Genomic DNA, 26,755 nt, shown 5'->3' on the forward strand with positions numbered 1-26,755 from the left:
ATAATTATTGCCCATTAACCGATAACAACAATCAAAGGCCCTTATGTCCACTGCCACTGCACCCGCATCCAACAATACCTTTCTGGGCTTTATTAGCCTTCAGGACGGCGTTAACACCGGTAATATGATTACCTTTTACTTCGCCTGCTTGCTGGGCATTATGCTGGCGGCTTTCACCCCCCAGTTACAGCCTTATATTCTGGATGAGTTCCTGAATATACCGGCCTCCGAACAGGGCATGATCAGTGGTAATTTGGCTTTTTATGGCGAAATCACCATTATCCTGACCACCGGCCTATGGGGCACCATGTCGGATAAATTTGGCCGCAGACCACTGATGGCAGGTAGTTACTTAATTGTCGCCCTGAGTATGTACCTCTACCCCCGCTCAGAAACCTATGCCGAACTCGTTTTTGCCCGCATTATCTTTAATGCCGGTATCGGTATGTATAGCTGCATTATCATTACCCTGATGGCTGACTATGTGCGGGATAATAGCCGCGGCAAGGCCACTGGCCTACTGGGCATGGGCAACGGCCTTGGCGCTATGATCAGTGTATTCCTGCTATTACAGCTCCCCGCCATCTTCCAGGAACAGGGCATGACGCCGATTGAAGCGGGTTACGCCACCTACCATGTCGCTGCCGTTATCGCATTATTCGCCGCTGTAGGTATGTGGTTTGGCCTGAAAAAAGTGGAAGTGGTGCACGAGGAAGGTGCCGAAACTGACAGCATGCTTAGGCTGGCGCAAAAAGGGCTAATCGCCGCTAAAGACCCCGGCGTAGCACTGGCTTACGGCGCATCATTTATCGCCCGAGGCAATGTAGCACTGGTGGGTACTTTCTTTACCCTCTGGCTAAAACAATACGGCATTATCGAACTGAATATGAACAGTGCCGAAGCTTTGGCTAAAGCCGGTATGGTGCTAGGTATCGCTCAGGGTATTGCACTACTTTCAGCGCCGGTCTTTGGCATTATGACTGACCGTATTAATCGCACCACCGCATTGATTATTACCTTAGTCGTTTCCGTTGCAGGCTATATGGGCACTTATTTTATTACCGACCCCTTTGCCAGTGGCATGTTAATTTGCGCGGCCTTAATTGGTATGGCTGAGGTGGGTTGTATTATTACCAGTGCGGTTTTGATTGCGCAGCAGACGCCGTTAAATATTCGCGGCTCGGTAATGGGCTTTTTCAACCTCTCTGGCGGCGTTGGTATTTTGGTTGGCGCTGTTGCGGGCGGTTGGTTATTTGATAACTGGTTGCCACAGGGGCCGTTTGTCTTTATTGGCGGTGTAGCGCTGCTGGTATTAATTTGGGCGATAGCTGTCAGGCATAAAATTGTGCCACTGAATCAGCAGGCCGATGCTGGCGCCGCTCATTAACCCTCATAACACGTCGCCCCGGTTGTAGGGTGGATTATAATCCACCAATTCCTACCCACTAGCGTTAACAACCGGTGGATTATAATCCACCCTACGAAAGTGCCAACGTGAAAATTGAGGCAAAAAAAATCCCGGCTAGTAGCCGGGATTTTTTTTGCGATCACTATTAGAACTCTTCTAACAAACGACCTTTGCCTTGGATTTTATCGTTAATGCCACAGGCCCGCAGTGCATGCCAAACAGTCGCAATATTGATAGGGATTAACGGCTTCTCTAACCAGTGCTCCAGCGTTGGGAACAAATCAACCGTTGATAAGTTAGTACCACACTGCAAGATTGCATCAACATCATCGCCATCAACTTCCTTTACCGCATCCATCACTTCTTTGATAGATGTTTCGGCAATCGCTGTAGCTGAAGGACGGTTTAAACCCTTAACGTGCTTAACGTTGTAGCCTATTTCAGTAAAGTACTGACGCACATTATCGTCACCTACCGGTGGATAAGGTGTGATAACCGAAATGGTTTTAGCACCAAAATTTTGCAGCGCTTCATGGCTGGCAGTCGCACCGGTGGTTAAACCAAAACCTTCTGGCAACTGGTCACGTACTGCTTTTTCAAATTCGATATTACCTTCAATACCGCCCCAGAAAGTTTCAGCTGACATACCCAGCATCAGGTGTGAGATTTTTGAGCTCATCACATTATCAATCGCTGGCGGCATTTCGGTACGCATTAATTCCAGAAAGCGTTCAAACACGGCATTTTCGGTATCACCGGTTGCGGCTTTTTCGTCGGCCCAGTTTTTTAGCTCAATCCAGAAACGCGAAGGGTGCCAGGTGACTCCGTCTAAACCAAATTTTTGTAAGTCGTATTCCACACCGGTGTTAGTTGATGGAATTAATACGCCGATTTGCGCACGGCGAGCTATTTGATAATTATCCATTGGGGATGCCTATATAATTAATAAACTTTCTAAAACAAAGTACGTAGGGTGGATTATAATCCACCGGTTTAACGGCTCCGGTTTTGGTGGATTGCAATCCACCCTACGAGCACGTTGTTAAATATCCATGCCTGCAAACAGGTCGCGCTTTACCACTAAATTCTTTAAGAAACGCCCGATAACCTTGCCAGTGGTTAACCACTCGACCTTGGCACCGTCTTTTTCATTGGCCAAAATATTATCGACTAACCACGGGGTGACGGTTTCTACTTTATCCGCGAGAATATTGAAGGTCTTTCTCACCTTCTGCCACTCTTCAGAGCTGGTATCGTATTCACCAATTAATAAATCAGTTAAGACCATGCCAGGGCTAACTGTACAGATTTTTACACCGCTATCGGCGGCATCTTTGGCCAGCGCCTTGTTCAAGTAATTGACCGCGCGCTTAGTCGCACCATAAATCGCCAAACCAGCCTGGGCCATACCATTGCTGCCAAAACCTTCCATATTCCAAATCTGACCATTACCTTGGGCTGCCATACCTTTCATAGCCACCTTATTGGCATAAATCAGGCCGGTCAGGTTGGTTGCGACAATACTCTCAATCTCGGCATTATCCGCCTCCCAAAAAGGCGCATTATCCAGCGTTCTACCGGCATTATTCACCCAGTGGTCAACTGTACCGAAATTGGCTACAGCGCAGTCCCACAGGGCTTGCAGGTCATCATAGGAGGCCACATCACAGGCGGTACCAGCTACGCGCTCAGCGCCATACTCCTTACCCAACTCTTCCACTGCCTCTTTGACTTGTTGGTCGTTTCGGGCGCTAACCACCACATTACAGCCGCGCTTAAGGAAGTTTTCAGCCATACCTCGGCCAATACCACGGGTACTACCAGTCACAACAACGGTTTTCATAAAGATGTGCTCCAAGGGATTATTCTTTATAGTGGCGGGAATAATTCTGACATAGATAATCTATTGTTATATCATTAGGCTTTGCCGTCAACTATATTCTTGCTGGAACAATACCATGAAACCTTACCCTACATTCCCAATTGGCTCCGTTGGTTACAATATGATGCTGATGCGCGGCACCTGGCACGACCATATTGAGCTATACAACCTTGATGGCACACCGCTAAATACCGATAGCGATCTGGGTGCAGGCACCCCCGGCCCCAGCCCCTTTGATAATCTGGCCTATATCGACTTTGATGGCTATAACCTAAAGCTGACCAATGTCCATATCCGCGGCCGCGAACTGGCCACCAAAACCTTTGCCGCCAAAATGGAAGATGGGCTACTGGTATTTGATGAGCTTGGCCCTGGTGCGTTTAATAATGTCGGCGTTTCCGGTGGTCCGGGTATCCTGACGTTTAACGCCCTGGAAATGGGCAAGCATACGGATGTTTATCTGGAGCCTGACTTTATCGCCCTGACCGGCAATGGCCAAAGAATTCGCCACACGGTACTGTACCGCGACAAAGTTGCTGTACGCACACTAACCGCCAGAGGCACTCGCTTATCCCCTACCTGCGATGTGCGCCATCCCACCGACCCACGCGGCCCCGATGGCCCGGTTCATGGTGAAGTGTTTGTTTCACCGATTTGGCAACATCTGGTTGATGACGAATAAAGACAATATTTTAAAATAGTAGAACACGAAAAAGAGGAAACAACATGTCAGACGATAAGAAGCCCAGTAATTGGCAGCAAGCCATCACCGGTGAGTGGCACGGCTACCCATCATTATTTGAAGCCGACGGCACCCACGTAGGCTACAACAAAGTAAGCCGCGCCAGTGAATTTAAAGATGGCCGTACCACCTACTGGATGGAAACCGACTTTGATGCCTTTGGTCCATTAATGACCCGCTTTGATTTAAACACCCGTTTTAACTTTGGTGTTATCGATTCAGATCAGGATCGTATTTACACCGGCCCTGACTTTATCGGTTCAGGTCGTCCCTTCGGCATGATGGTTGATTCTAACTACTATTCTCCTGGCTGGAATGTAGGCCTGCGCACAATGAACCACGTTGTGCCGGACCTGGGTATTCAGGTTTACTCTTCACAGTTATTTGAAGGGGATACCATGGTGGGTGTCTTTAACGGTATCTACTGTGTATCGCAGGATTACGCCACCAACCCTGACACACAAAAGCAGGTAGAAGACTTCCTGCTACAGGAAAAGAAACTGGGCCGTAAAGCCTATAACCTGCCGGTTAAAAACGAAGGTAAATTTACCGGTGAGTTTGAAGTGTATAACGACCAACAGGAATTAATTGGCCATAACAAGGTCACGATTCACCATAAGCCCATCAATCTGGTTCACTCTGAGCAGACCATTGAAATTGAAGGTGTGATTAATCGCAAATGGACCGCCATGCGTACACGTACCAACAATAGCCACCAGTTCCACGGCCCGGATATGTTTGGTAATGGCTTTAGCTATGGCCGTTACTTGTACTCAACCCGTCACTCTTATGCAGAGTCATTTAAGTTGTGGTCACGTGAAGCGGTTGTTGATAGCAACTACACACAGGTTTGTACCTGGCAGTTTCTGGAGTCACAAAAAGAGAAGTATATGACTCACGGTACATTGACCTGGGAAGAAGGCGATGAAGTATTAGGCGCCCAGTACGTGGAGTAATCACTGCGTACTTTACCAAAGCGGAAAGCAGGCATGGGCTTGCTTTCCGTTACTGATTAAAAGGGATAATAACATGTTAAAAACACGCTCTGTCTTATTGCTGACACTCCTGCTCAGCTTGTTTTCTTCTGCCCTTACGGCTGAAATGGAAACCGTCAAAACCAAAAACTTTGAGGGTGATAAATTTGTTTTCCCGAAAGATATTAAAGGCACGCCCTTAAGCCTATTATTTTTAGCCATGGGTAAAGATCAGGAAAACGGCACCCTACAGCAGCAACAGCAGATTGAATGGCACAAGGCATTAGCTGAAAAAGGCATATTGAATGAACAGGTAGCCGCCTACCACTTTCCAGTTATGGAAAGCCCACCCTTTTTTGTCAAAGGCATTATTAGAAGCGCCATGGCCGATGCCTATGAAGGCACCGCCGACCTTAGTCAGTCCGGCGTGCTTTATATTGATGATCTGGAAGAGTTTGCCAAAGAAGGTGGACTAACACTGGATGAGTTGCCCACGCTGGTTTTGCTTTCGGAAGACGGCAAGATAATCAAAGAATTTAAAGGCGTTTATTCTGAAGAATTAGCTACTGCCATTGCTGCGGCAATTAATGCTGAGCTTGCTCCCTCCGAGGAACAGGCGGCCGTGCCAAATACCCCTACCCCTTAAATTCCTCCACCCCCTGCACGGACCCAATCATCCGTAGGGTGGATTGCAATCCACCGGTCTGGTCGCTACGGGCAGGGCTTTGGTGGATTATAATCCACCCTACAATGTTTACGTAAACGGCTTATTACCTGGTCTGAGTATCGACTCCAGGCAGCAAAGTGCGGAGGCAGCCCCGTAGGGTGGATTATAATCCACCGATCTTGACGGCTACGGGCAGGGCTTTGGTGGATTATAATCCACCCTACAATGTTTACGTAAACGGCTTATTACCTGGTCTGAGTATCGACTCCAGGCAGCAAAGTGCGGAGGCAGCCCCGTAGGGTGGATTATAATCCACCGATCTTGACGGCTACGGGCAGGGCTTTGGTGGATTATAATCCACCCTACAATGTTTACGTAAACGGCTTATTATCTGGTCTGAGTATCGACTCCAGGCAGCAAAGTGCGGAGGCAGCCCCGTAGGGTGGATTATAATCCACCGATCTTGACGGCTACGGGCAGGGCTTTGGTGGATTATAATCCACCCTACGATTTTTAGGCCTTAGTTAAGGTATCGACTCCTGGCAGTAATGTGCGGAGGTAGGAACGATTAATTCAGTTTAATTTCTACGCTGGTTTTTTCGCCGGCAACTTCAACCACTGCCTTATCAAACTTCGGCGGCCCAGTCATACCCATTGGGGCGGAAAAACCAAAAGGCTCTTTCGGATAGCCAATAAAATTGGTATCTAATTCAAGGTCGCCATCCAGATCATGGAACAGGGAAATGGCATAACCATCCTCTGGTAAATTGTCTATAACAATCACAATATCATCAGTGCTCGTAATTTCCTGAGATACATCACGAAAAGTTTTTACATCTTCGTCCGTCGACAACCAACCATCCGGTGAATTTTGTAAAGAGACATGAATAATACCCTTGGCATTTTCAATATTGGTAATAGTAATTTCCAGCGTACTCTGGCCTGAAGGCGCGACTTCAGCTGCATCAGCTTCTTCCGTCATGGCATGAGTTGATAGTAGCAGCGCCGTCATGGCGATTAGTATTTTTTTCATTATTTAATCATCCTGTAAATTCGTTAAAGAGCCAGATCCAGTATTCGGGTTAAGTATTATAGTGCCTGAACATGTTTCCAATGTTAACATGCTAGCATCCAAAATCTAAAGAGCAGACATTGGAATTTAGCTGCCAAATTCACATAAAGGTTTATCTATGATTATTGTTGTCGCCAAAATACTGTTTGCCAATCAGGCTGATCGTGACCGGGCGGTAGAACTCTCCGCCCCTATCCAGCTAGCCACCAGAGAACAGGAACCCGGCTGCAACGCCTATTGCTTTGCCGCTGACCCCTGTGATCCGATGGCCATTCAGGTCTATGAGTCATGGCAGGATAGCGACTCACTGGTAGCCCATTTTGACCACCCTAACTATCTGGCTATGGTTGGGATGTTTACTGAAGTAGGCATTTTGGAGAGCATTAACCGGGCCTATCTGGCGGAGAGGGATGAGCCGGTTTACGGGCCGAATTTTGAAAAGAGAGAGGCATTTTTTAGTTAAGCCACGTAGGGTGGATTATAATCCACCAATATATTCTCCCAAGGTGGATTGTAATCCACCCTACTCTTTGCCGCGCCCTTCAGCATAAGCTCGGGCTTTTTTCTCTTCACCCAACTGGTACTTTAAGTCTGCGACTTTCTGCTCTAACAGTTTTTGCGTGCTGCGAGCCTTCTCCAGCTCCTGCCCGGCCTCCTCTAGTTTATGTTCAGCTTCAAAAGCGGTAGAAGAACGTGTATTTCTCCCCACCCAATAACCAATACATAAACCTGACAACAAAGCGATAACAAACGCGGGCCACATAACAACTCCAATTCATATTAATGGGCTGCCGCTGGCATTTGCCAGCGGCAATTAGCAGAAAACTGCTTACTTAAAAAATCTGCCTGCTCTGGCAATATCCTGCGGCTATTAACCAGCGCCAAATACTCAGCCGGGTTGGGGCGATAAGGCAGTGCATACAACTCTAAACGGGTTTCATGCAGTTTACGATTACCTTTATGCTGATTGCAACGCCGACAGGCTGCCACCACATTTTCCCACACATCGCGGCCGCCACGGGAACTGGGAATAATATGATCCCGGGTTAGCTCTTTAGCGCTAAAAAAATGGCCACAGTACATACACTGATTATTATCACGCTCAAACAGAGCACGGTTACTTAAAGGGGGTTTGTTTTTAACTCGGGCCAGTTTTTCACCACCACAAGCGATAATACTGGGTAACTCAATCACGGAGCGCTTGTCGGTTACACGGTTATAGCCGCCATGGATATTGAAAATAATATCGCCCATGCTCCAGCACACCAATTCGCGGGAGATCAGGCATACCGCTTCCTGCCAGTGCAGCCAATCAATGGGATGACCGGCTTTGTTCAATCGTAGTATTTGCACAAGCCTAACTCCTTTTTGTGATGATTAGCTTAAGCACCGATAAAGATGGCTTTCTACTATGACAAAAAAATGAAAGAGCTGTTTAATCTAACGACCTGTTTTTGTTACTCCGACATACGACGCTTTTGTTTAAGTATTTCTGATTGGCGTTTGACAATATGCTGGATCAATAATTCCTGATCATTGCTATTGACCTCGGCAAAATCCACCCTGACAAAACAGGTATTATCACCCTCCGCCTCGTCTATATTAAGCGGCATACACTCGACCACCTTAGCCATAGCCGCTATATGTAACTCCGAGGGATGCAGCATAATATCCAACTGCAATAACTGGCCTTTATCCAGCTTCTCTTCATTCGCAAACGCCATACCGCAAGCACTGACATTGACTTGCTTGAGTGAATAAGCAATTTTATGCATCAACTCAGAATCCACATCCATTTGAGCAATTACAAAATTCAGCTTTTTGTTAATCAGGTCAACCAGCTCAGCGGCAACCGGCGCCTGAATTTTACAAGCGTCTAATAGCGTTTGAATTCGATTATCAAAGTTAGCGGCAAAATCGAAAGTACCGCTATTGGCCTGTGTTTGTTCGGCAAACACTTTGGCTTCTTCACTGCCGATACAGCGATAGGAGACCCCCATGGAGTCATCAATTCTAAAATAACGGCGGCGCTCTTCTGTCATAATACTCTTCTACTAAAATATATCTGAGCGATCCAGATTAAAGGCCGGGCCACTATCTTGAGTCTCTAACTCAAGCGACTCGAAAAACTCAGGATCTTTTTCTTTTAAATTACGCAGCCCCTGCTTCATCGCATCACCGCCCAAACCTTGCTGAATCACAATTTCAACCCGACGATTTTTGGCTCGCCCTTCTGCGGTTTCATTACTGGCAAGGGGCTTGGTTTCTGCAAAACCACTGACCTGAACACGATTGGGGTTTAAAATACCCCCTTCAAAAATCGCATGGGCAACTGACACTGCTCGACTGGTGGACAGCTCCCAGTTTGAGCGAAAACGTGCGGTTTTAATCGGAATATCGTCGGTGTGCCCCTGAATAGAAATGGCCCCTTCTTTGGTGGACAGTACATCGCGCATTTCTTGTAACAAAGGTAAATAGTTACCGGCCAGTTCTGCCGAACCGGAGCCGAAAGAACCTTTCTCGCGAATTCTTACAATAATTTGTCGGCCCTGGGTTTCTACTTCTACTTCACCCTTGGAAATTTGGTCTTGCAGCGCTTCGGCTAATTCCCGGGCATCTTGCTGGGTTTCTTTAATCAGCTCTTCAATTTTCTCAATAACATCCTGCTCATCCACCGGCTCTTTTTTCTCTTCTTCGGCGTCGGGCACTCCCGCTTCCTGCCCATCGATACCCGCGGCCACATCGTACTCTTCAGAGGCATTTACCTCCAAAGACAGCTCGGTTAAATCATCGGTATGTTGATAAATTTGATTAATCGGCGTGGGGTCAGGACGACCCGGACTGAATTCCTGGGCAATAATACTGGTACCCTTGGGAGGATCTTTAACGTCGAGTTTATTTTGCACACCAAAGGCCTGCGCCATAGAACCGGCCAAGCGCTTAAACTTCATTGCATCCATTTCTGAAAACGATAGCAACAATACGAAAAAGCACATTAGCAGCGACATCAAATCGGCAAAGGTACCCATCCACCCCGGGGCACCCGGTGGTGGACATTCGGGGCAATTAGCTTCTTCGTCACTCATAGAAGTTGATACCGCACACTACAGCCAGAGATTTATTCATCAGCCTTTGCCCGCTGACTTTCTGGCAAATAGTTACGCAGCATGGAATCAATCACTCTGGGGTTCTGACCACCCTGAATCGCCAAGAGCGCATCAATAATCAGGCTTTTACTCATATCTTCTTCGCCGCGACGCAGCGATAGCTTGTCAGAAATAGGAATAGCCACCATATTGGCCAGCATTGCACCGTACAGTGTGGTCAACAGCGCGACCGCCATAGCGGGCCCGATCGACTTGGGGTCATCCATATTAGACAGCATGGCCACCAGACCAACCAGCGTTCCGATCATGCCCATCGCCGGGCTTACATCACCCAGTGCAGAGAAAATATCGGCACCTTGGGTATGCCGCTCAACCGCTTTATCTTTATCTTTGGATAGCAGGGTTTTGACCACTTCAGGGTCATGGCCATCCACCAGCAGCTGAATCCCTCCCTGTAAGAAGTCACTACTCAGTTCTTTACCCTCCAGAGCAAGCAAGCCGCCTTTGCGTGCCTCGTCAGCGAGCCCGACAATTTCGTCAATCATTTCACCGGGGTCGTCCACTTTGAACATAAAGGCTTTAGCCGCCACTTTACCAGCCCCCAAAAACTGGCCCAGGCCAAATTTCGACATCACCACAAAAATACTACCAACAATAACAATCAGTACCGATGGAATATCGACAAACATGCCAACACCACCACTAAGCACCATGGCTGTAATGATAATGGCCATGGCACCGATCATGCCTATAAGGGTTGCTAAATCCACTGCCGGACTCCCGTTTATTGCTAACTATACCTAAGGCTTATTCAGCACTGCCTGCTGAGAAACCCCCTACTTTTCCAATACTTACAGTCTAGTCCTAATCTTCCGCGAGTACAGCCGAGAAGCGCCTTAAGGCGAGAAATATTCACTGAGGGTAAAGATAATTGCTTAGTAGAATAGCGGCCTTTGCAGGGCAGACTTTAGCCCTGACTTTAACCCATGGCGCCCGCAGGGATTGCCCCAAATCACCCCCTCAGTTAAAGTGGCCCCGTTTTCAACAAGCCTAACACCACCGCAAGCAGGAGCCGAACCATGGCTAAAGCCAAAAAAAGCGTCGATTTTGAAGAAGCCCTGGACCAATTAGAAGAGCTGGTCGAGGATATGGAAAACGGCGATTTAACCCTTGAAGAGTCACTAAAGGCCTTTGAACAAGGCATTAAGCTAACCCGCGAGTGCCAAACCGCCCTGTCCCAGGCGGAGCAAAAGGTGCAGATGCTGGTGGAAGAAAACGGCAAACTGAAAGCGGTGGAACTGGACGAAGACTTTGCCGAGGACGACGATTAACAATGAGTGAGTCTTTCCCGGCCTTTTTACAGCAGGCCAAGCAACGGGCCGATAAAGCACTGAGTCTCTATTTGGGCGACTTTAATTCGACCTACACCTCAGCCGACAGCAGCGATTATCTCGCTCGGCTTCAGCAGGCCATGCACTATAGCCTGGTCAATGGTGGCAAACGGGTTAGACCTGTACTGGTTTATGCCGCAGCCAACGCGATCGACCCCGGCGCCATTTCAGCCAGCAATGCCGATAAAGTTGCCTGCGCCGTTGAAATGATCCATGCCTACTCCCTGATTCACGACGATTTGCCCGCCATGGACGACGACGACCTGCGCCGCGGCCAGCCTACCTGCCATAAAGCCTTTGATGAGGCCACCGCCATTCTGGCCGGGGACGCCTTACAAAGCAGGGCTTTTGAATTACTGACCGAGCTGGAAGAGTGCCCCGCAACCACGCAATTAGAGCTACTTAAAATACTGACCGCAGCCTCTGGCCAACAGGGCATGGTGGGCGGACAGGCCATTGACCTTAATGCCGTTGACCAAAGCATCGATTTACAACATTTGGAAACCATTCACCGCTTAAAAACCGGCGCCCTGATTCGCGCGGCCGTGGCTATGGGAGCCACCCTGGCCAAGGCAAGCCCCCAGCAATTACAGGCCCTGGACCAATATGCACAGGCAATTGGATTGGCCTTTCAGGTACAGGACGATATTCTCGATATTGAGAGCGATACAGCGACATTAGGCAAAACTCAGGGGGCCGACGAGGCACTGAATAAGCCCACCTACCCCGCCTTACTGGGGCTGGATGGCGCCAAAGACAAGGCTCAGCAATTGCATCAGCAGGCGCTGGACGCTCTGGCGGAGCTGGGTGAGAACGCGGGGACCCTAAGGGACCTCTCCAGCTATATTATTTCTCGAACCCACTAGAAACCAGCCGATTCACCCTCCCATGGTTTTTTGAGTTACAATCCGCCCTCTGCACATTGCACCGTCATCTTACAAGGCATAACCACAGACTTTATGTTCACTGAAATCCCTCGCTCACGTCCCAGCACCCCATTGCTGGACGGTATTGACCAGACCGCTGATCTTCGGCAGTTGGACGATGTCCAACTACCCCAGCTGGCTAATGAGCTACGTGAATATCTGCTCTACTGCGTCGGGCAAAGCGGCGGGCATTTTGGGGCTGGCCTGGGTGTTGTCGAATTGACGGTGGCACTGCACTATTTATATAACACCCCGGACGACCGTATTGTCTGGGATGTAGGCCACCAAACCTATCCCCATAAAATCCTTACCGGTCGCCGTGAGCAAATGCATGGTATCCGCACACAGGATGGCTTGGCGGGCTTTCCAAAGCGCAGTGAGAGTGAATACGACACCTTTGGTGTGGGCCACTCAAGTACCAGCATCAGTGCCGCCTTAGGGATGGCTCTTGCCGCCAGACAACAGGGTATTGATCGTAAAACCGTTGCGGTTATTGGCGATGGCGCGATGACAGCGGGCATGGCTTTTGAAGCACTGACCCACTCAGCCCATGTTGAGGCGGATATGCTGGTTATCCTCAACGACAATCAAATGTCGATTTCACACAACTCCGGCGGACTCAATACCTACTTCTCAAAAATTTGGGCGAGTAAGGCCTATACCAACCTCCGTGCCGGTAGTAAAAGTGTACTCTCTAAAATTCCACAGGCCTGGGGCGTCGCGCGTCGCATAGAAGAATCAATGAAAGGCTTTGTGGCACCCGGCGTAATTTTTGAGGAACTGGGCTTTAATTATATCGGCCCCATTGATGGCCATGACTTGCCCACTCTGATTAGCACTATCCGCAATATGCGCGAACTACCTGGCCCACAACTGCTGCATATTATGACGCAAAAAGGGAAAGGCTTTGCCCCGGCAGAAAAAGACCCTGTGGGTTATCACGCAATTAATAAAATTGAAGTTAAGCCCAGCGTTGCGCCGGCTCAACCCGCCACCGGGAAAAAACCCAAATATCAAAAAGTGTTTGGTGATTGGCTTTGCGATACTGCTAAAGAAGATAAGCTATTAATTGGAATCACCCCTGCCATGGGTGAAGGCTCCGGCATGATCGAGTTTTCGGAACAGTTTCCGGACCGCTACCATGATGTAGCCATTGCTGAACAGCATGCTGTCACTTTAGCGGCCGGTATGGCCTGCGATGGTTTAAAACCAGTGGTCGCCATTTACTCCACCTTTTTACAGCGCGCCTATGACCAACTGATTCATGATGTGGCGCTACAAAATTTAGATGTTTTATTCGGTATTGATAGAGCAGGCCTGGTCGGCGAAGACGGCCCTACCCACGCCGGCAGTTTTGATCTGAGCTTTTTACGCTGTATTCCCAATATGCTGGTAATGGCACCTTCCGACGAAAATGAAACACGCCAACTACTGTATACCGGTTTTAAATTTAAAGGGCCTGCCGCTGTTCGCTACCCTAGAGGTACCGGACCTGGTGCCGTTATCGAACAAGCAATGACGGAACTGGAGATCGGCAAAGGCATTATTCGCCGCCAAGGTAAAAGCGTTGCCATTTTAAACTTTGGTACGCTATTAGCAGACGCCATGCCCGCAGCGGAAACGCTCAATGCCACCGTGGCCGATATGCGCTTTGTTAAACCGCTAGACCAGCAAATGATTCTTGACCTGGCCAGCAGTCACGACCTGATTGTTACGCTGGAAGAAAATGCCATTGCTGGCGGCGCCGGTGCCGGTGTTAGCGAATACCTTAGCAGCCAGGGTATTGATATACCGGTGTTGCATTTAGGTTTGCCCGACACTTTTATCGACCACGGCAAACACCAGGATTTATTAGCCGCCTGCGGCTTAAATACCAGCGGCATACTGCATAGCATTGAACAACGCCTGGAGATTCTTAACCAATCTGTTAGCGCACGAGAATCCAAACGTCTTTAACTTTCTGCTTAGCGAAAAGCTATAACGACAATGCCCTACCGCCTTAAACCACTATTATTACTCACTCTGCTTTTTAGCCAGCAGGCATTAAGCTGCGAGTGTTTATGGCAAGGCTCTTTTTCCAAGGCTTATAAAAAGGCAGACCTAATTGTCAGCGGCAGTATTATCGCCAGCAAAGGGAACTCCGCTGATTTTTACATTGACCGCACCCACCTTGACCGCGGCATCGGCTTTACCGAATTTAACTCAACCATCCGCGTTTGGGGCGATAACGGCCAACTGTGCCGCCCTAAAATTAAAGACTTCCCCGTTGGTACGCAATGGGTATTAAGCCTTAACAAAATCACCGGCGATATTCCTTCCGATGGCTTTAACCCCGACACCCCTAATATCAGTTACGGCCGTGTTAATGATTATTATTTGTCGAAGTGCGGGGCTAACTGGTTAAAGCTTGAAGAAGGCTTGGTGACGGGAAATTTGGTTAAGGGGCGCCGGTGGGAGTGGGAAAATAAAACGATGAACCCTGTTTTGTTGGCATTGATTGATGCTTATATTAAAGAGATTATTCCTGAAGAGGCTTTGGTTGAGGCGGCCAAGCCTTTGACAGAGACGAAGAAACTAATGGAAGAGACTAAGCGGTTTTTGCGGGAGCAGTAAAATAATTAGACGACTCACCCACTGAAGCCTGAGGCTTGAGCAAGCATCAGTATTTGCCACCCATAACATAATCTCCACAATAACTACGATAATATTCCAGTATTGATTCGACCCGGCATATAAAAAAGCACTCTGCTATATTTAGAATTTACTGATAACGCGCCAACCCCACCAATTCATCCAGCATCAATAACGACAAGCCCCAAATTCGCCTGTCGTTGTAAAAATAGCAGGGTAAATCCCGCGTCATATTATCTCGCTGCCACTGCATACGCTCTCGGTTATCAGGGTCCGCCAGAAAAGCCAAAGGCACCCAAATAACTTCAGCCACTTCGTGATTCGGGTTTAACTCCGGCACCTGCTCAATGGTAAATAAATAAGGCGTTACCACCATACGGTGATGGCCGCGAAACGGCGGAGTAGCAATATCGGAGAGCCGGCCCAAGACTTGAGTATGTTGGTCGGTATCCAGGCCAATCTCTTCCCAGGTTTCTCGGCGCGCAGTATGCAAATTATTGCTATCGGCCTGCTCACCACGGCCACCGGGGAAAGCCATATGCCCGGACCAGGGGTCACCCTCTCTATCAGCCCGTTTAATCATCAGGGTCTCAAGCCCGCTATCAGTTTGGCGAAGTATCAAGGCCACGGCAGAACGCTTTACCCAACGGCGGTACCACTTTTTCCGCGGTTTAAACGGCGCTAACTGCTGTCGCGCCTGCTGCAATGTTGTTATTACCACTTAGCCTTTCCTCGTCACTATTTGCTACGCATATAGTGTAAGATGCGCGCCCATGAATACAGACACGATTATACACTTCAAACAGGTTTGGGCAGCTTATCGCACGGACCCGGTTTTACAGGATATTGACTGGCACTGGCAGCAGGGCCAGCAATGGGCAATTTTAGGCGGCAATGGCGCAGGTAAAAGTGCGATAGCGCAGTTGATTACCGATCAACTGAGGCCACAGCGGGGCAGCATTGAGCGGCAGGCCGGTCTCGACCCTGACAAGGATATTCTGCACCTGAGCTTTGAGCTGCAGCGCAAGCTGATTGACCACGATATTCGCTATGACGATAGCGAAGACCGGGATGATGCCTTTGATGTAGGCACTACCGTTGCTCAAATTGTGCTGCAAAAAAATCAGCCCAATGAGGCCTTCCACGCCATAGCCAAGCAGTGCCATATAGATCATATTCTTGATCGCGGTATTCGCTTTGTCTCCACCGGTGAAAGCCGTAAAGCCCTGTTAGCCAGAGCCCTATTTAATCAGCCCAGACTGCTGATTCTGGATAACCCCTATGAAGGTCTCGACAAGCAATCGCAAGCTGAGCTAAAAACCTTAATTGACCAGCTACTGCGCTCTTCGCTAAAAGTTCTACTGCTTATTAAACAGACCGATGAAATCCCTGACAGTATTGATCATATTTTGTGGCTAGAGCACGGTGAGATTCAAGCCTGCGGTGAGCACGATGATGTGCTGGCCAAAACCGAGATGCAGCAGGAAACCATTGCTATCGGTGATTTACCCCCCGCCATTGAGCGCAACTATTCGATCAACAAAGAGCAGCCTCTGCTGGATTTACAGCATGTGAATGTTAGCTATAACGACCAAGCCATTTTAACGGATATCAATTGGCGTCTGGATTGGGGGCAGCACTGTGCGGTCGCCGGGCCCAATGGGGCGGGCAAATCGACGCTACTCAGTTTATTAAGCGGCGATAACCACAAAGCCTATGGCCAACATATCAGCCTGTTTGGCAATACCCGTGGTAGCGGCGAAAGTGTTCAGGAGCTAAAGCAAAAATTTGGCATCGTTAATACCCAGTTGCAACTTAATCATGTTGGCCGTACCCGCGTTGCCGAGGTTATCGCCTCAGGTCTTTATGACAGTGTTGGGCTCTACCAGCAATGCACCGGCAAAGACCGCAAAATTGCTCTGGACTGGTTAAAGGTGATGGGGCTGGAAGATATAGCCACTCAATTCTTTAACCGGCTATCTTTTGGCCAGCAGCGTTTAGCGATGCTTGCACGAGCCATGGTGAAGTCACCGCTGGTTTTGATTTTAGATGAACCCTGCATTGGGCTGGACAAGCCGCACCGGGAATTAATTTTGGCTCTGATCGATAAAATCGCCGAGCGCGGTGATTGCCATATTCTTTATGTCAGCCATAGCGCCAATGAAATGCCCAGCTGCATAAACCAGCAACTGGAGCTTGTCCCGCACCCTGAAGGGGGTTACACAAGCGCCGTAAGTAAGCGCTAACAATCAGTAATAATTAGCGTGAAAGCCTTTAAATCGTGGTAATTTTCCACAATACGGTCAGCTTAAGAAGCTGCTGACTTTAAAAATCGCACTTATTTGTATATTCTATTCTGGAATTTAAAAACGGTTGTTTAGATGTATTAGGATTATACAAAAGCAGTTGCGATGACCCAATGACTGGGCCATCTAAATTTAACTGGCTTATCTCGAGAACAAACCTGCATGGGTTTCTCCAGATCGAGATAGCATGCCATCCAGGTTTCACCCCTTCTTAGGCCTCTATTTTAGAGGCCTTTTTTTTGCCCTAAAAGCGACCCATTGCCACTTGGATTTGCTGCACCTGTTTTATCCGCTCTGAGATACGCGTATTGGTTAAGGGCGGGTTGCTATTAATCGCCAGGGCAAACTTCAGCTGTTGCAGCGCCTGCCCGGTTGCACCGTTCAGTACAAAGTATTCGGCTCTGGCCTGATGGACCCGTAAAATATTGCCCGCCTTGCCCTGGCTTTCAGCTAACAAAAACCAGACATTAGGGTCTCTTGGGCGCTCGGTGGCAAGTACCTCTAATACCTCTGCCGCTTTAGGGTGCTCCCCCCATTCAATATAAGCGTCGGCCAGGGCCATGGAAATCGCATAATTACCGGGCACCAAAGCCATGCCCCGGTTCAGTAATTCAAGAGCTTTATCGTGCTGGCCAGATGCCACCAATAACTCGGCCTCGGCTAAACCGTAGGTCATATTAGAAGGTGAGAACTCGCGCAAAGGCGCCAATAACTCTTTGGCCTCTTTGTATTGCCCACCACGAATAAGCGCCAATACCAAACCATACTGATGTGGCTCAGCATTGCGCCCGCCTTTAGCCAGCTTATCCCGAAACTGGGCAATCGCCTCTTCATCATCTTTGATATAACTAAGCGCCACTCGTGAGCGCATTAATTGATATTCAAGATTTTCCGGGTAAACCTGGCGGGGGTATTCACGTGAGCGGTTGCGCGCATCACTAATCCGGCGGTCTGTTAAGGGGTGAGTCAGTAAAAACTCCGGAGGACGCGCATAACCTCTGGACTCAGCCTGCATAATTTTAAACATCTCTTCCGCACCTTGCGGGTTCATCTGGGCACGTACCATATTCTTCATGCCGATACGGTCAGCTTCTTGTTCATGCAAGCGGCTATAACGCAGCTTGCTTTGCATGCCCGCCGCTGAGCCCGCTGCCATCGCAGCCATCCCTTCAGCGCCCCCTTCGGTAACGGCCAATAACACACCGGCTAATAAACCGGCCATCATGGCGGTTGAGGCTTTCTTTTGCGCTTCGATACCACGGGCAAAATGACGCTGGCTAACGTGGGCCAATTCGTGGGTCAGTACTGAGGCAAACTGTGCTTCCGATTCCGCTTTATCCATTAAACCGGTATTGACCCCGACCACACCACCGGGCACGGCAAAGGCATTGATACTGCGCTGGTCGACTAAAATCAGCTCCAGCCGTCGGTCTTTCAGTTCACTGGTGGCTGCCAATCGATAGATCAGGTCTTCAACATAGGTTTGAATCAAAGGGTCTGCCATGGTGGGCGCCTGACGGCGAAATGACATTAGCCAGGCCCGGCCTAAAAAGTACTCCTGACCAATAGTAGTGGCATAGCTCTCGCCAAATTCCGGCAGTTCACTGCTCTGGGCCAAGGATGCCGATGAGGCAGACAGGCAGAAGAAGGCAAATAATAACGACCGGAGAAAATATTTAGTCAATGTGATGGTCCTTGATAAAGGGGCAAGCGAGAAAACTATTAGACCCCAACTGATAATAAAAAACACTAAAATAAATTTTTAAACCACCTGATAACTCCGGGCAAACTGGCATCACAGCTATCACGCTGAGTAGGCGCGGTACCCTGTAAAAAAGGCATATAGCGCGAGCCTTCACAGACCTCTCGGCTTAACAGCCCGGTCTCTTCGTTAACCCAATGGTAGGCAATACCAGGAGGCACGGAAAAATCCAGCGGCCGATGGCTGGCTCTGGCAATAAACTCTCGCCATACCGTTAAGGCTCCAGCACTGCCGGTTAAGCCAGCACTTTTATTATCATCCCTGCCCATCCAAACCACCGCGAGATAATCTCCCGCAAAACCGGCAAACCAGGAATCACGCAGATCATTGGTGGTGCCGGTTTTACCGGCGACGCGGTAGGCGCGGGGCAAACTCTGGTAAACCAATTTACCGGTGCCCTCTTCAACAACCTCAACCATGGCGTAATGCAATAAATGCATCACCGGTTTTGCTATCACCTGCTGCTGCACAACGGGATAGCGCGCCACAGCCTTGCCGTTATTGTCAGCAATATCAACAATAGATCGCAGAGGACTGTAGACCCCCGTAGAGGCAATAGTTTGATACATACTGGCAACTTCCAGCGGCGATAAAGCCACCGCCCCCAACAACATAGACGGTAGCGGCGCCACCGAACGCTTGACCCCAAGGTTTGCCACCACATCAATCACCTCGGCCAAACCAACGTCCATACCCAGACGAGCCGTAGCCTGATTATAAGATTTCGCCAAAGCGCGATGTAACAATACCTGGCCATGGCTTTTCCGATCAAAGTTGCGGGGCTGCCAAAGAGAACCGTCTCGCCCTTTAACCTCTACCGGGCCATCACTGATCGAGGTAGCCAGGGTATAACGCTTGGGCTGCTGCAAGGCCGCCAGATAGACGGCCGGTTTTATCAGCGAGCCGATAGGCCGTACTGCATCCAGCGCGCGGTTAAAACCGGCATAACGCATTTGACGCCCACCGACCACAGCCACTACATCGCCATTATTCACATCGGTAACCACCATAGCCGCCTGCTGTTCAGCCGCTTTATCTTTCAGCATGGAGGCCAGGCTTAACTCCGCATGGCGCTGTACGATCGGGTCAAACGCGGTAAATATTTTCATTCCCTTAGTTTGCAGGCTTTGCTTGCTATAGTCCCTGCGCAGTTGCCGACGTACCAGATCCAGATAAGCGGGGTAAACATTAGCCAATGCGTTAGCCTTGGCCAGCCCCAAAGGCTGGCCGGCAAACTGCTGTTGCTGCTGCGGTGATATCAACTGATGTTTTGCCATCACCTGTAACACGGTATTGCGACGTTCTGTGGCCCGCTCGGGGTTGCGCCATGGGTCATAGTAGGAAGGGCCTTTCACCATACCGACCAGCAAGGCTATTTGACTGGCATCCAACTCGGCTAAAGGCCGATTAAAATAATGCCGACTGGCCAGAGCAAAGCCATGGATAGCACGGGGGCCTTCCTGGCCGAGATAGACTTCATTCAGGTAGGACTGCAATATCTCATCTTTACTAAAGTGCAGCTCGACTAACAGGGACATAATGGCTTCAACCCCTTTACGCCATAAACGCCGGTCGGAAGATAGAAACACATTTTTTACCAACTGCTGGGTGATGGTACTGCCACCCTGTAGCGTACGACCCGCCTTTATATTGGTCAGCATAGCCCGGGCAATGGCACGAGGTGATAAACCGAGATGCTGATAAAAGTCACGGTCCTCAATCAACAATAAAATATCTCGCAAGCTTTGCGGTACTTGCTCCAGTTTGACCAAGAGCCGGTCTTCACGGTGACTGGAGTAGATGCTGCCAATTTCCATGGGTTCCAACTGGACACGACTTAATGCACTACCGCCAATACGCTCTAACTGGACCACGGTGTTATTGTTAAAGCGCACGGAGAAACGCAGCGGCTTAACAGTATAGTCCGGCGATTGAAAACCCCGGCTGTAAATCCAGAATTGATCACCTTCACGCCTAACACTGCCGGGCTGGCGGTCATCCCCTGCTTGATAGCCCAACTGTTTCAGCTCTCTATGCAGGTCATCAGCTGCTAATAATTTTTGCGGATAGAGGGATAAGGCACGGGCATAGACTCTGGCCGGTAATTGCCACTGACGCTCATGGAGGCTATAACGCACTTTGGCATCAAGGTAGATCAACGCCCCCATCAGCAATACTGCCAGGGCCAAACACATCTTCCACCAGGGGAAAGCAGGAGACGGCTTTTTCTTCTTTTTGGCCAAAATGGATTACTCGGATAAAGGGAGGCTAATAATATATCAAGCCAAGCTACCCTGTGTGAACCAATCTGCGAAATAGAACATTGCATTCGCATGAGCAAAGCGGATAATAGGCGACCAAAATTTAGCCTATATCATCAGGCTTTAGCCAGCGCTATCAGCGCGGCCCAGTTGGGGAAGTATAATAATGACAGCAGAAGAGCGCATTCACCTCTTACAATCCATGCCTTTTTTTGGCGCGATTAATGATGCCAGCGTAGCATTGATTCTGGGCCAATCCAAAACCCTGAAAGTAAAGGCGGGGGATTATTTCTTTCATCAGGGCGAGAAAGGCGACTCACTGTTTTTGATCGAACAGGGTAGCACGGTTATTTTTAAACAGTATGATGATAAGGAATATATTCTGCGCTATGCCAACGATGGCGACTGCTTTGGTGAACTGGCACTGATTGATTTTACGCCCCGCAGCGCCTCGGTTAGAGCAGAGACCGATTGCACTGCAATAAAGATACCCTCTTCCGCTCTGCTCAGTCTATTTCAGCAAGACAGCGAACAGTTTTTAATTATTCAAATGAATATTGGCCGGGAAGTCAGCCGTCGCCTGCGCGCCGCTGATGACCGCTGGTTTCAACTACAAATTGCCAGTAGCGATACGCTGTCTTCTTAAACCCTGCTACTCCGCACTGGATAAGACGACAGTCACCAATTTGGCTTCATTGTCGGTGCCGGTTTTCACCAGCAAATTATGGAATTGATCTCGAAGAATTTCACGAGGCTGGCTATTTTCATCAGCCACGTCGTCAATAGACTTTCCCTGCACCAAACCCAGACAAAGCACGGACTCGGCTTCGGTAAACTGGAATTGCTGTATCACTGCTGCTGGCAAGACTTTCAATCCTGCACTGGCTTCATAAATCGAAGTCACTTTACCGCTCCTTGGCCAATCGCTAGAAGGCCCACCTATTGATCTTAAAACTTTTATTCAGTTGTATTGGTTTGTTAACCGTAATTCTAGCGGCAAGACTTAGAATTACATCATGGTTTTCATGGTAATAGTTGTCAAAATACCCACAAAAGTTGGCATCCATAAAAAAACGCCATAACAAGATGTCATTTAAATGACTAAAAGAAAGGTAAGTATTATAAGTAAGCTATTGAGCGGCCTTATTTTCCTGCAATTCCTCGGACCACTGGAAAATATTTAGCTCAATAAAAATAAAGGCCACCAGCCATAAAAAGGCATCCCAGAAATCCAGAAAGTCACCATCAAAGCCCCAGTAAACGGCCGCAGCAAATAAGATTGAATAGAGCACAACCTTGAGCCACTTGCTTAGCGTTCTGACCATCCCTTGCAGCCCGCCCTTTAATTGCAGCAATACATCGATCTCTAACACAATAACCACTAACACCCAGGCCGAGGCATTTATCACATCAGCCCAGGCCAGGCGCTGTGCATTTTCCATGGGACCCTGTGTACTAATTAAATCGAGCGTGTTGACCCGAAATAATTCCTGACCATTAAGCAGCACACAGCTGGCAGCATCAATATCCAGGTAATCATCCAATGAGACGATATAGGCAAAACCACTATTGACCAGGCTGCAGGCATCGGCCACCTGATAAGGGGAGATATTTAACATCAGCAGCAGCTTTACAACATAGCCGTACAAAGCATAAAGAATCAACAGATAGCATAAAGACCGAATGCCATGCAGAGACCACTTTACCCAGCCGCGAATCTTTTCATCATCGAGAACAAAGGTTTCCAACTCAAATAAAAGCAGCAATAAAACCCAGGCCGAGGTATCAACCGTGGCGGAAAAAGCTTCTACCAATTCGCCAAAAGAAACACCGTCTTTAAAGGTATGTGCGCTGGCCAGATAATCTTCCTGAAAGAACAGTACAATATTATAACTAAGCAATAGATAAACGGTGTACTTAAAAAACTGAAACAGCAGAAAACCGCCGGAGTGTCCCGATGAAGGGGGCAAAGACTCTGCACTGCTTGAACTACTGGTCATCGAAACGCACTCCGGCTTTATTTTTTATTAGTCTTCAAAGTTGATACCGGGAATCGCAGCCGCGGTTTCATCCAGGCTCTTTAATGCCTTTTCAATAAGCTCATCAATTTGCTCTTTTGTAATAATCAATGGTGGCGAAATAATCATCGTATCACCTACCGCGCGCATAACCAGCCCATTGCGAATACAAGCGTCACGGCAGACGCCACCTACGGTTCCTTCTTTCGGGAAAAATTCGCGTTTGTCTTTGTCTTTAACAATCTCAATAGCGCCGACTAAACCAACACCTCTGGCCTCACCAACCAGCGGGTGATTTTCCAATTCACGCCAACGCTTTTGCAAATAGGGTCCGGTATCTTTTTCTACCGTCTCAATAATATGTTCATCACGCAGTATCTGCAGATTTTTTAGCGCAACCGCAGCGGCTGCCGGATGGCCGGAATAGGTATAACCGTGGGCAAACTCACCGCACTTATCGGTGAGTACATCGGCTACACGGTCGCTAACCATCACCCCGCCGATGGGTAAATACCCGGAGGACAAACCTTTTGCAATTGGCATAAAGTCAGGCTTGATACCAAAGTAATCAGAACCGAACCATTTACCGGTACGGCCAAAACCACAAATCACTTCGTCGGCAATTAATAAGATGCCGTACTTATCACAGATACGGCCAATTTCCGGCCAGTAAGAATCGGGAGGAATAATAACACCGCCAGCACCTTGTAAAGGCTCGGCAATAAACGCGCCGATGCGGTCCAGCCCCATATCGAGGATGGTGGCCTCTAATTGCTGCGCGACGTTTAAACCAAACTCTTCCGGGTCTTGATCGCCGCCTTCAGCATACCAATAGGGCTGGTCAATATGCACAATACCAGGAATGGGTAAGCCGCCCTGCTCATGCATAAACTTCATACCGCCCAAGCTGGCACCGGCCATGGTGGAACCATGATAGGCATTTTTACGGCTGATAATCACAGACTTTTGTGGCTCACCTAATAAATCCCAGTAACGACGAACCATTCTTATCACGGTGTCGTTACTCTCCGAACCGGAGCCAGTGAAAAATACCCGGTTGATATGGTCTGGGGCCAGCTCAGCCAAAATCTCAGCCAGGCCGATAGCTGGTGGCGTCGTACATTGGAAAAAACTATTGTAATAAGGCAGCTCTAACATTTGTTCATAGGCAACTTCTGCCAATTCTTTGCGGCCATAGCCAACATTGACACACCATAGACCCGCCATACCGTCGAGTAGCTTATTGCCTTCCGAATCCCAAATATAAACACCGTCAGCACGAGTAATAACGCGAGTACCCTGCTCATTCAACTCCTTGCTGTCGGTAAACGGGTGCAAGTGGTGTTTACGGTCGATGGCTTGTAGTTCGCTTGTATCCAGATTGTGTGGTTTATTCATAATCTTAACTCTTTATTACTTAAACATTTAACAGTAAAAACTCTCGTTCCCATGAACTAATAACACGGAAAAATGTTTCATACTCTTTGGTTTTTACTGAGCTATACGCCTGAACAAAACGATGCCCCAAAATATCTTTGAGCGGCTCGCATTCATTCAGTTTGATTAAAGCCTGTTCCAGGCTGCGGGGTAATTCAAAAGGCAGATCATAAGCGCTGCCTTCAAGCATCTCTGTTGGCTTAAGTTTTTCCTTCATACCCAGATAACCACACGCCAAAGACAAAGCAATGGCCAAATAAGGGTTGGAATCTGCGCCCGCAAAACGATTTTCAATACGGGTAGCGGCGGCAGTGGAATGGGGTACACGTAAACCTACCGTGCGATTATCCATTCCCCATTGCACATTAATGGGGGCCGATTCATCGCGCATAATACGGCGATAGGAATTAACGTTAGGGGCAAAAAATACCATCGAGGCGGGTACATATTTTTGCAGGCCTGCTATATAGCTCATAAAGGCATCGGTATGGCTACCGTCATCCTGACTAAAAATATTTTTACCACTGGCCTGATCAATTAAGCTCTGGTGAATATGCATAGAACTGCCGGGCTCACCATCCATAGGCTTGGCCATAAAGGTGACATAGACATCATGGCGCGCCGCCACTTCGCGCATGGTGCGTTTATATAAAAACACCTGATCCGCCAGGCTGAGTGGGTCGCCGTGTAAGAAATTAACTTCCATCTGCGCAGCACCGGACTCATGGATCAAGGTATCCACATCCAAGCCCATGGCGTCACAGTAGTCATACATATCTTCAAATAGTGGATCGAATTCATTAACGGCATCGATACTATAAGACTGTCTGGCGGTTTCCGGGCGGCCTGAGCGGCCGACTGGCGGCTCCAGGGGGAAATCCGGATTGGTATTTTTCTTCACCAGAAAAAATTCGACTTCGGGCGCCACCACAGGCTGTAAGCCCTCGTCCTCATACAGCTTGATAACCCGCTTTAGAATATTGCGCGGCGATAGTTCATGGGCTTTACCATTGGGTTCAAAGCAGTCGTGGATAATTTGTGCAGTGGGGTCTTTTACCCAGGGCACCATGCGCGCCGCCGATAAATCTGGCGATGCCACCATATCCCTGTCAGCCTCATGAACCACATCATCCATATCATCAGGCCACTCTCCGGTGACGGTTTGCAGAAAAATCGTTTCGGGCAGGCGCATGCCGCCCTCATCAATAAACTTATCCGCAGGAATAATTTTGCCCCGGGCATTGCCGGTCATATCCGGTACCAGACACTCGACTTCGGTGATTTTGCGTTCGTTTAACCAGTTTTTAAGATCGCCGTTTTCCACGAATATTTCCTTTGTTAGCTTTATATTGCTGAGGTGTTTGTTCAGGGTAAATTTCAGCATAGCCCCTAATTCAGGACCCAGCGCTGTAACGTTACTATTGATGTTGAATATTTTCAACAAAAGCGTTGATTATAAGCAGCCAAACGTGCCATGTTGTTGCCTGAGCTGCCATCCAGAGCAAGCAAAAAATCTATAAACCATTGATATTATTGAAAAACTACTTGGCAGACTCACCTCTGGAGCGCGGAGAGGTATTAGCACTCACTATTACCAGAGGCTGATCACCCACGGAACGAAATCGATGCGGCGTAGAACCCTGGAAGTAATAGCCCTCATTGGGCCCTAGCAGCTGTGTCTCTTCACCCACCGTTAATTCCAGCTGCCCTGACACTACAACGCCGCCTTCATCGCCGCTATGACGAATACGGTCTTCGCCGGTATCGGAGCCAGGCTGCATAATTTCACGCAGGACCTCAATCGACCGGTCTGGCTGTCCCGCCCCTACCAAAAAGTAATCAATCCCTTTCTGGCCAAGGTTGGGCTGGTCTTCTTCGCCATAGAATGGGGAGTGTCGGGGCTGCTCTTCATCGGCGGCAAAGAACTCCGCCATCGACATAGGGATGCCATCCAATACCTTTTTCAGGGAACCTACTGAAGGACTGACGCGATTCTGCTCAATCAGGGAGATGGTGCTATTGGTAACCCCTACACGCTTGGCTAATTCACGCTGGGATAGGCCCTTTAACTTGCGCACAGCCTGTAATCGGGCACCGACATCGACGGTCATGAGTCTCAAATCCGTAGTAGCTGTTGAAATTAATTGACACTGTAGAATATCATCACCGAG

The 26,755-nt window shown here is 48.7% G+C and carries 27 protein-coding genes; 11 read left to right on the forward strand and 16 right to left on the reverse strand.

Annotated features, from left to right (window positions below; translation table 11 throughout):
• Positions 1-43 precede the first annotated feature (43 nt).
• Positions 44-1,387 carry an MFS transporter gene (locus BST96_RS04590; RefSeq protein WP_240554890.1) on the forward strand — a complete coding sequence of 448 codons (1,344 nt, stop codon included), beginning with the start codon at positions 44-46 and terminating at the stop codon, positions 1,385-1,387.
• Positions 1,388-1,553: 166 nt separating this feature from the next.
• Here the strand turns inward: BST96_RS04590 and BST96_RS04595 are convergent, their stop codons facing one another.
• On the reverse strand, positions 1,554-2,333 hold the full coding sequence (locus BST96_RS04595; RefSeq protein ID WP_085757569.1) for a maleate cis-trans isomerase family protein: 780 nt from the start codon (positions 2,331-2,333) through the stop codon (positions 1,554-1,556).
• Positions 2,334-2,450: 117 nt separating this feature from the next.
• Positions 2,451-3,251 carry an SDR family NAD(P)-dependent oxidoreductase gene (locus tag BST96_RS04600; protein ID WP_085757570.1) on the reverse strand — a complete coding sequence of 267 codons (801 nt, stop codon included), beginning with the start codon at positions 3,249-3,251 and terminating at the stop codon, positions 2,451-2,453.
• A 115-nt stretch (positions 3,252-3,366) separates the two neighbouring features.
• On the opposite strand from BST96_RS04600, the gene BST96_RS04605 reads away from it, so the two are divergent.
• The 3 genes from BST96_RS04605 to BST96_RS04615 all read left to right on the forward strand — a co-directional run bounded on the left by BST96_RS04605 (position 3,367) and on the right by BST96_RS04615 (position 5,652).
• Entirely contained in the window at positions 3,367-3,972 is a 606-nt protein-coding gene (locus BST96_RS04605; protein WP_240554891.1) for a hypothetical protein, read from the forward strand.
• Positions 3,973-4,016: 44 nt separating this feature from the next.
• A complete protein-coding gene (locus tag BST96_RS04610; RefSeq protein ID WP_085757571.1) occupies positions 4,017-4,988 on the forward strand; it encodes a hypothetical protein in 972 nt (323 codons plus the stop codon).
• 73 nt (positions 4,989-5,061) lie between these two features.
• Positions 5,062-5,652 (forward strand): hypothetical protein, encoded by a 591-nt coding sequence (locus BST96_RS04615; protein WP_085757572.1) that lies wholly within the window; start codon positions 5,062-5,064, stop codon positions 5,650-5,652.
• A 589-nt stretch (positions 5,653-6,241) separates the two neighbouring features.
• On the opposite strand, the gene BST96_RS04620 is transcribed toward BST96_RS04615, so the two are convergent.
• Positions 6,242-6,706 carry a DUF2141 domain-containing protein gene (locus BST96_RS04620; protein ID WP_085757573.1) on the reverse strand — a complete coding sequence of 155 codons (465 nt, stop codon included), beginning with the start codon at positions 6,704-6,706 and terminating at the stop codon, positions 6,242-6,244.
• A 157-nt stretch (positions 6,707-6,863) separates the two neighbouring features.
• Here BST96_RS04620 and BST96_RS04625 point away from each other — a divergent pair, with 157 nt between their 5' ends.
• On the forward strand, positions 6,864-7,208 hold the full coding sequence (locus BST96_RS04625; RefSeq protein WP_085757574.1) for a putative quinol monooxygenase: 345 nt from the start codon (positions 6,864-6,866) through the stop codon (positions 7,206-7,208).
• Between the two features lie 60 nt (positions 7,209-7,268).
• On the opposite strand, the gene BST96_RS04630 is transcribed toward BST96_RS04625, so the two are convergent.
• The 5 genes from BST96_RS04630 to pomA all read right to left on the reverse strand — a co-directional run bounded on the left by BST96_RS04630 (position 7,269) and on the right by pomA (position 10,622).
• Positions 7,269-7,508, reverse strand: a complete 240-nt coding sequence (locus BST96_RS04630; protein WP_085757575.1) for a hypothetical protein — start codon at positions 7,506-7,508, stop codon at positions 7,269-7,271.
• Between the two features lie 17 nt (positions 7,509-7,525).
• Positions 7,526-8,098: an HNH endonuclease gene (locus tag BST96_RS04635; protein WP_206045399.1), complete on the reverse strand. Its 573-nt coding sequence runs from the start codon at positions 8,096-8,098 to the stop codon at positions 7,526-7,528.
• Positions 8,099-8,202: 104 nt separating this feature from the next.
• On the reverse strand, positions 8,203-8,787 hold the full coding sequence (locus BST96_RS04640; protein WP_085757576.1) for a PilZ domain-containing protein: 585 nt from the start codon (positions 8,785-8,787) through the stop codon (positions 8,203-8,205).
• A gap of 12 nt (positions 8,788-8,799) precedes the next feature.
• Positions 8,800-9,831, reverse strand: a complete 1,032-nt coding sequence (locus BST96_RS04645) for a flagellar motor protein MotB (RefSeq protein ID WP_085757577.1) — start codon at positions 9,829-9,831, stop codon at positions 8,800-8,802.
• 32 nt (positions 9,832-9,863) lie between these two features.
• Positions 9,864-10,622, reverse strand: coding sequence for a flagellar motor protein PomA (pomA, locus tag BST96_RS04650; RefSeq protein WP_085757578.1), 759 nt, complete (start codon positions 10,620-10,622; stop codon positions 9,864-9,866).
• 309 nt (positions 10,623-10,931) lie between these two features.
• On the opposite strand from pomA, the gene BST96_RS04655 reads away from it, so the two are divergent.
• The 4 genes from BST96_RS04655 (at position 10,932) to BST96_RS04670 (ending at position 14,782) form a co-directional block, all read left to right on the forward strand.
• Entirely contained in the window at positions 10,932-11,183 is a 252-nt protein-coding gene (locus tag BST96_RS04655) for an exodeoxyribonuclease VII small subunit (RefSeq protein WP_085757579.1), read from the forward strand.
• Positions 11,184-11,185: 2 nt separating this feature from the next.
• On the forward strand, positions 11,186-12,109 hold the full coding sequence (locus BST96_RS04660; protein ID WP_085757580.1) for a polyprenyl synthetase family protein: 924 nt from the start codon (positions 11,186-11,188) through the stop codon (positions 12,107-12,109).
• Between the two features lie 93 nt (positions 12,110-12,202).
• A complete protein-coding gene (dxs, locus tag BST96_RS04665; RefSeq protein ID WP_085757581.1) occupies positions 12,203-14,125 on the forward strand; it encodes a 1-deoxy-D-xylulose-5-phosphate synthase in 1,923 nt (640 codons plus the stop codon).
• Positions 14,126-14,155: 30 nt separating this feature from the next.
• Positions 14,156-14,782, forward strand: a complete 627-nt coding sequence (locus tag BST96_RS04670) for a hypothetical protein (RefSeq protein ID WP_085757582.1) — start codon at positions 14,156-14,158, stop codon at positions 14,780-14,782.
• 148 nt (positions 14,783-14,930) lie between these two features.
• Here BST96_RS04670 and BST96_RS04675 read toward each other — a convergent pair whose 3' ends face one another.
• Positions 14,931-15,521 carry an NUDIX hydrolase gene (locus BST96_RS04675; protein WP_085757583.1) on the reverse strand — a complete coding sequence of 197 codons (591 nt, stop codon included), beginning with the start codon at positions 15,519-15,521 and terminating at the stop codon, positions 14,931-14,933.
• Positions 15,522-15,573: 52 nt separating this feature from the next.
• Here BST96_RS04675 and BST96_RS04680 point away from each other — a divergent pair, with 52 nt between their 5' ends.
• Positions 15,574-17,046, forward strand: a complete 1,473-nt coding sequence (locus BST96_RS04680) for an ATP-binding cassette domain-containing protein (protein ID WP_085757584.1) — start codon at positions 15,574-15,576, stop codon at positions 17,044-17,046.
• Positions 17,047-17,350: 304 nt separating this feature from the next.
• Here the strand turns inward: BST96_RS04680 and BST96_RS04685 are convergent, their stop codons facing one another.
• Entirely contained in the window at positions 17,351-18,790 is a 1,440-nt protein-coding gene (locus BST96_RS04685; protein WP_157117854.1) for a M48 family metalloprotease, read from the reverse strand.
• Between the two features lie 65 nt (positions 18,791-18,855).
• Complete coding sequence (mrcB, locus tag BST96_RS04690) at positions 18,856-21,063, reverse strand: penicillin-binding protein 1B (protein WP_085757585.1); 2,208 nt, start codon at positions 21,061-21,063, stop codon at positions 18,856-18,858.
• Between the two features lie 232 nt (positions 21,064-21,295).
• Here mrcB and BST96_RS04695 point away from each other — a divergent pair, with 232 nt between their 5' ends.
• Positions 21,296-21,775, forward strand: a complete 480-nt coding sequence (locus tag BST96_RS04695; protein ID WP_085757586.1) for a Crp/Fnr family transcriptional regulator — start codon at positions 21,296-21,298, stop codon at positions 21,773-21,775.
• Between the two features lie 6 nt (positions 21,776-21,781).
• Here BST96_RS04695 and BST96_RS04700 read toward each other — a convergent pair whose 3' ends face one another.
• The 5 genes from BST96_RS04700 to BST96_RS04720 form a co-directional block, all read right to left on the reverse strand.
• Entirely contained in the window at positions 21,782-22,033 is a 252-nt protein-coding gene (locus BST96_RS04700; RefSeq protein WP_085757587.1) for a hypothetical protein, read from the reverse strand.
• Between the two features lie 226 nt (positions 22,034-22,259).
• Positions 22,260-23,129 (reverse strand): hypothetical protein, encoded by an 870-nt coding sequence (locus BST96_RS04705; protein WP_085757588.1) that lies wholly within the window; start codon positions 23,127-23,129, stop codon positions 22,260-22,262.
• 27 nt (positions 23,130-23,156) lie between these two features.
• Positions 23,157-24,545 (reverse strand): aspartate aminotransferase family protein, encoded by a 1,389-nt coding sequence (locus BST96_RS04710; RefSeq protein WP_085757589.1) that lies wholly within the window; start codon positions 24,543-24,545, stop codon positions 23,157-23,159.
• 19 nt (positions 24,546-24,564) lie between these two features.
• The gene (locus BST96_RS04715; RefSeq protein ID WP_240554892.1) at positions 24,565-25,908 is read right to left on the reverse strand and encodes a glutamine synthetase family protein; all 1,344 of its coding nucleotides are present in this window, start codon (positions 25,906-25,908) and stop codon (positions 24,565-24,567) included.
• A 217-nt stretch (positions 25,909-26,125) separates the two neighbouring features.
• Positions 26,126-26,695, reverse strand: a complete 570-nt coding sequence (locus BST96_RS04720) for a cupin domain-containing protein (protein ID WP_085757591.1) — start codon at positions 26,693-26,695, stop codon at positions 26,126-26,128.
• Between the last annotated feature and the right edge of the window lie 60 nt (positions 26,696-26,755).

The sequence above is a fragment of the Oceanicoccus sagamiensis genome (genome assembly GCF_002117105.1).
Classification (GTDB): Bacteria; Pseudomonadota; Gammaproteobacteria; order Pseudomonadales; family Dasaniaceae; genus Oceanicoccus; species Oceanicoccus sagamiensis.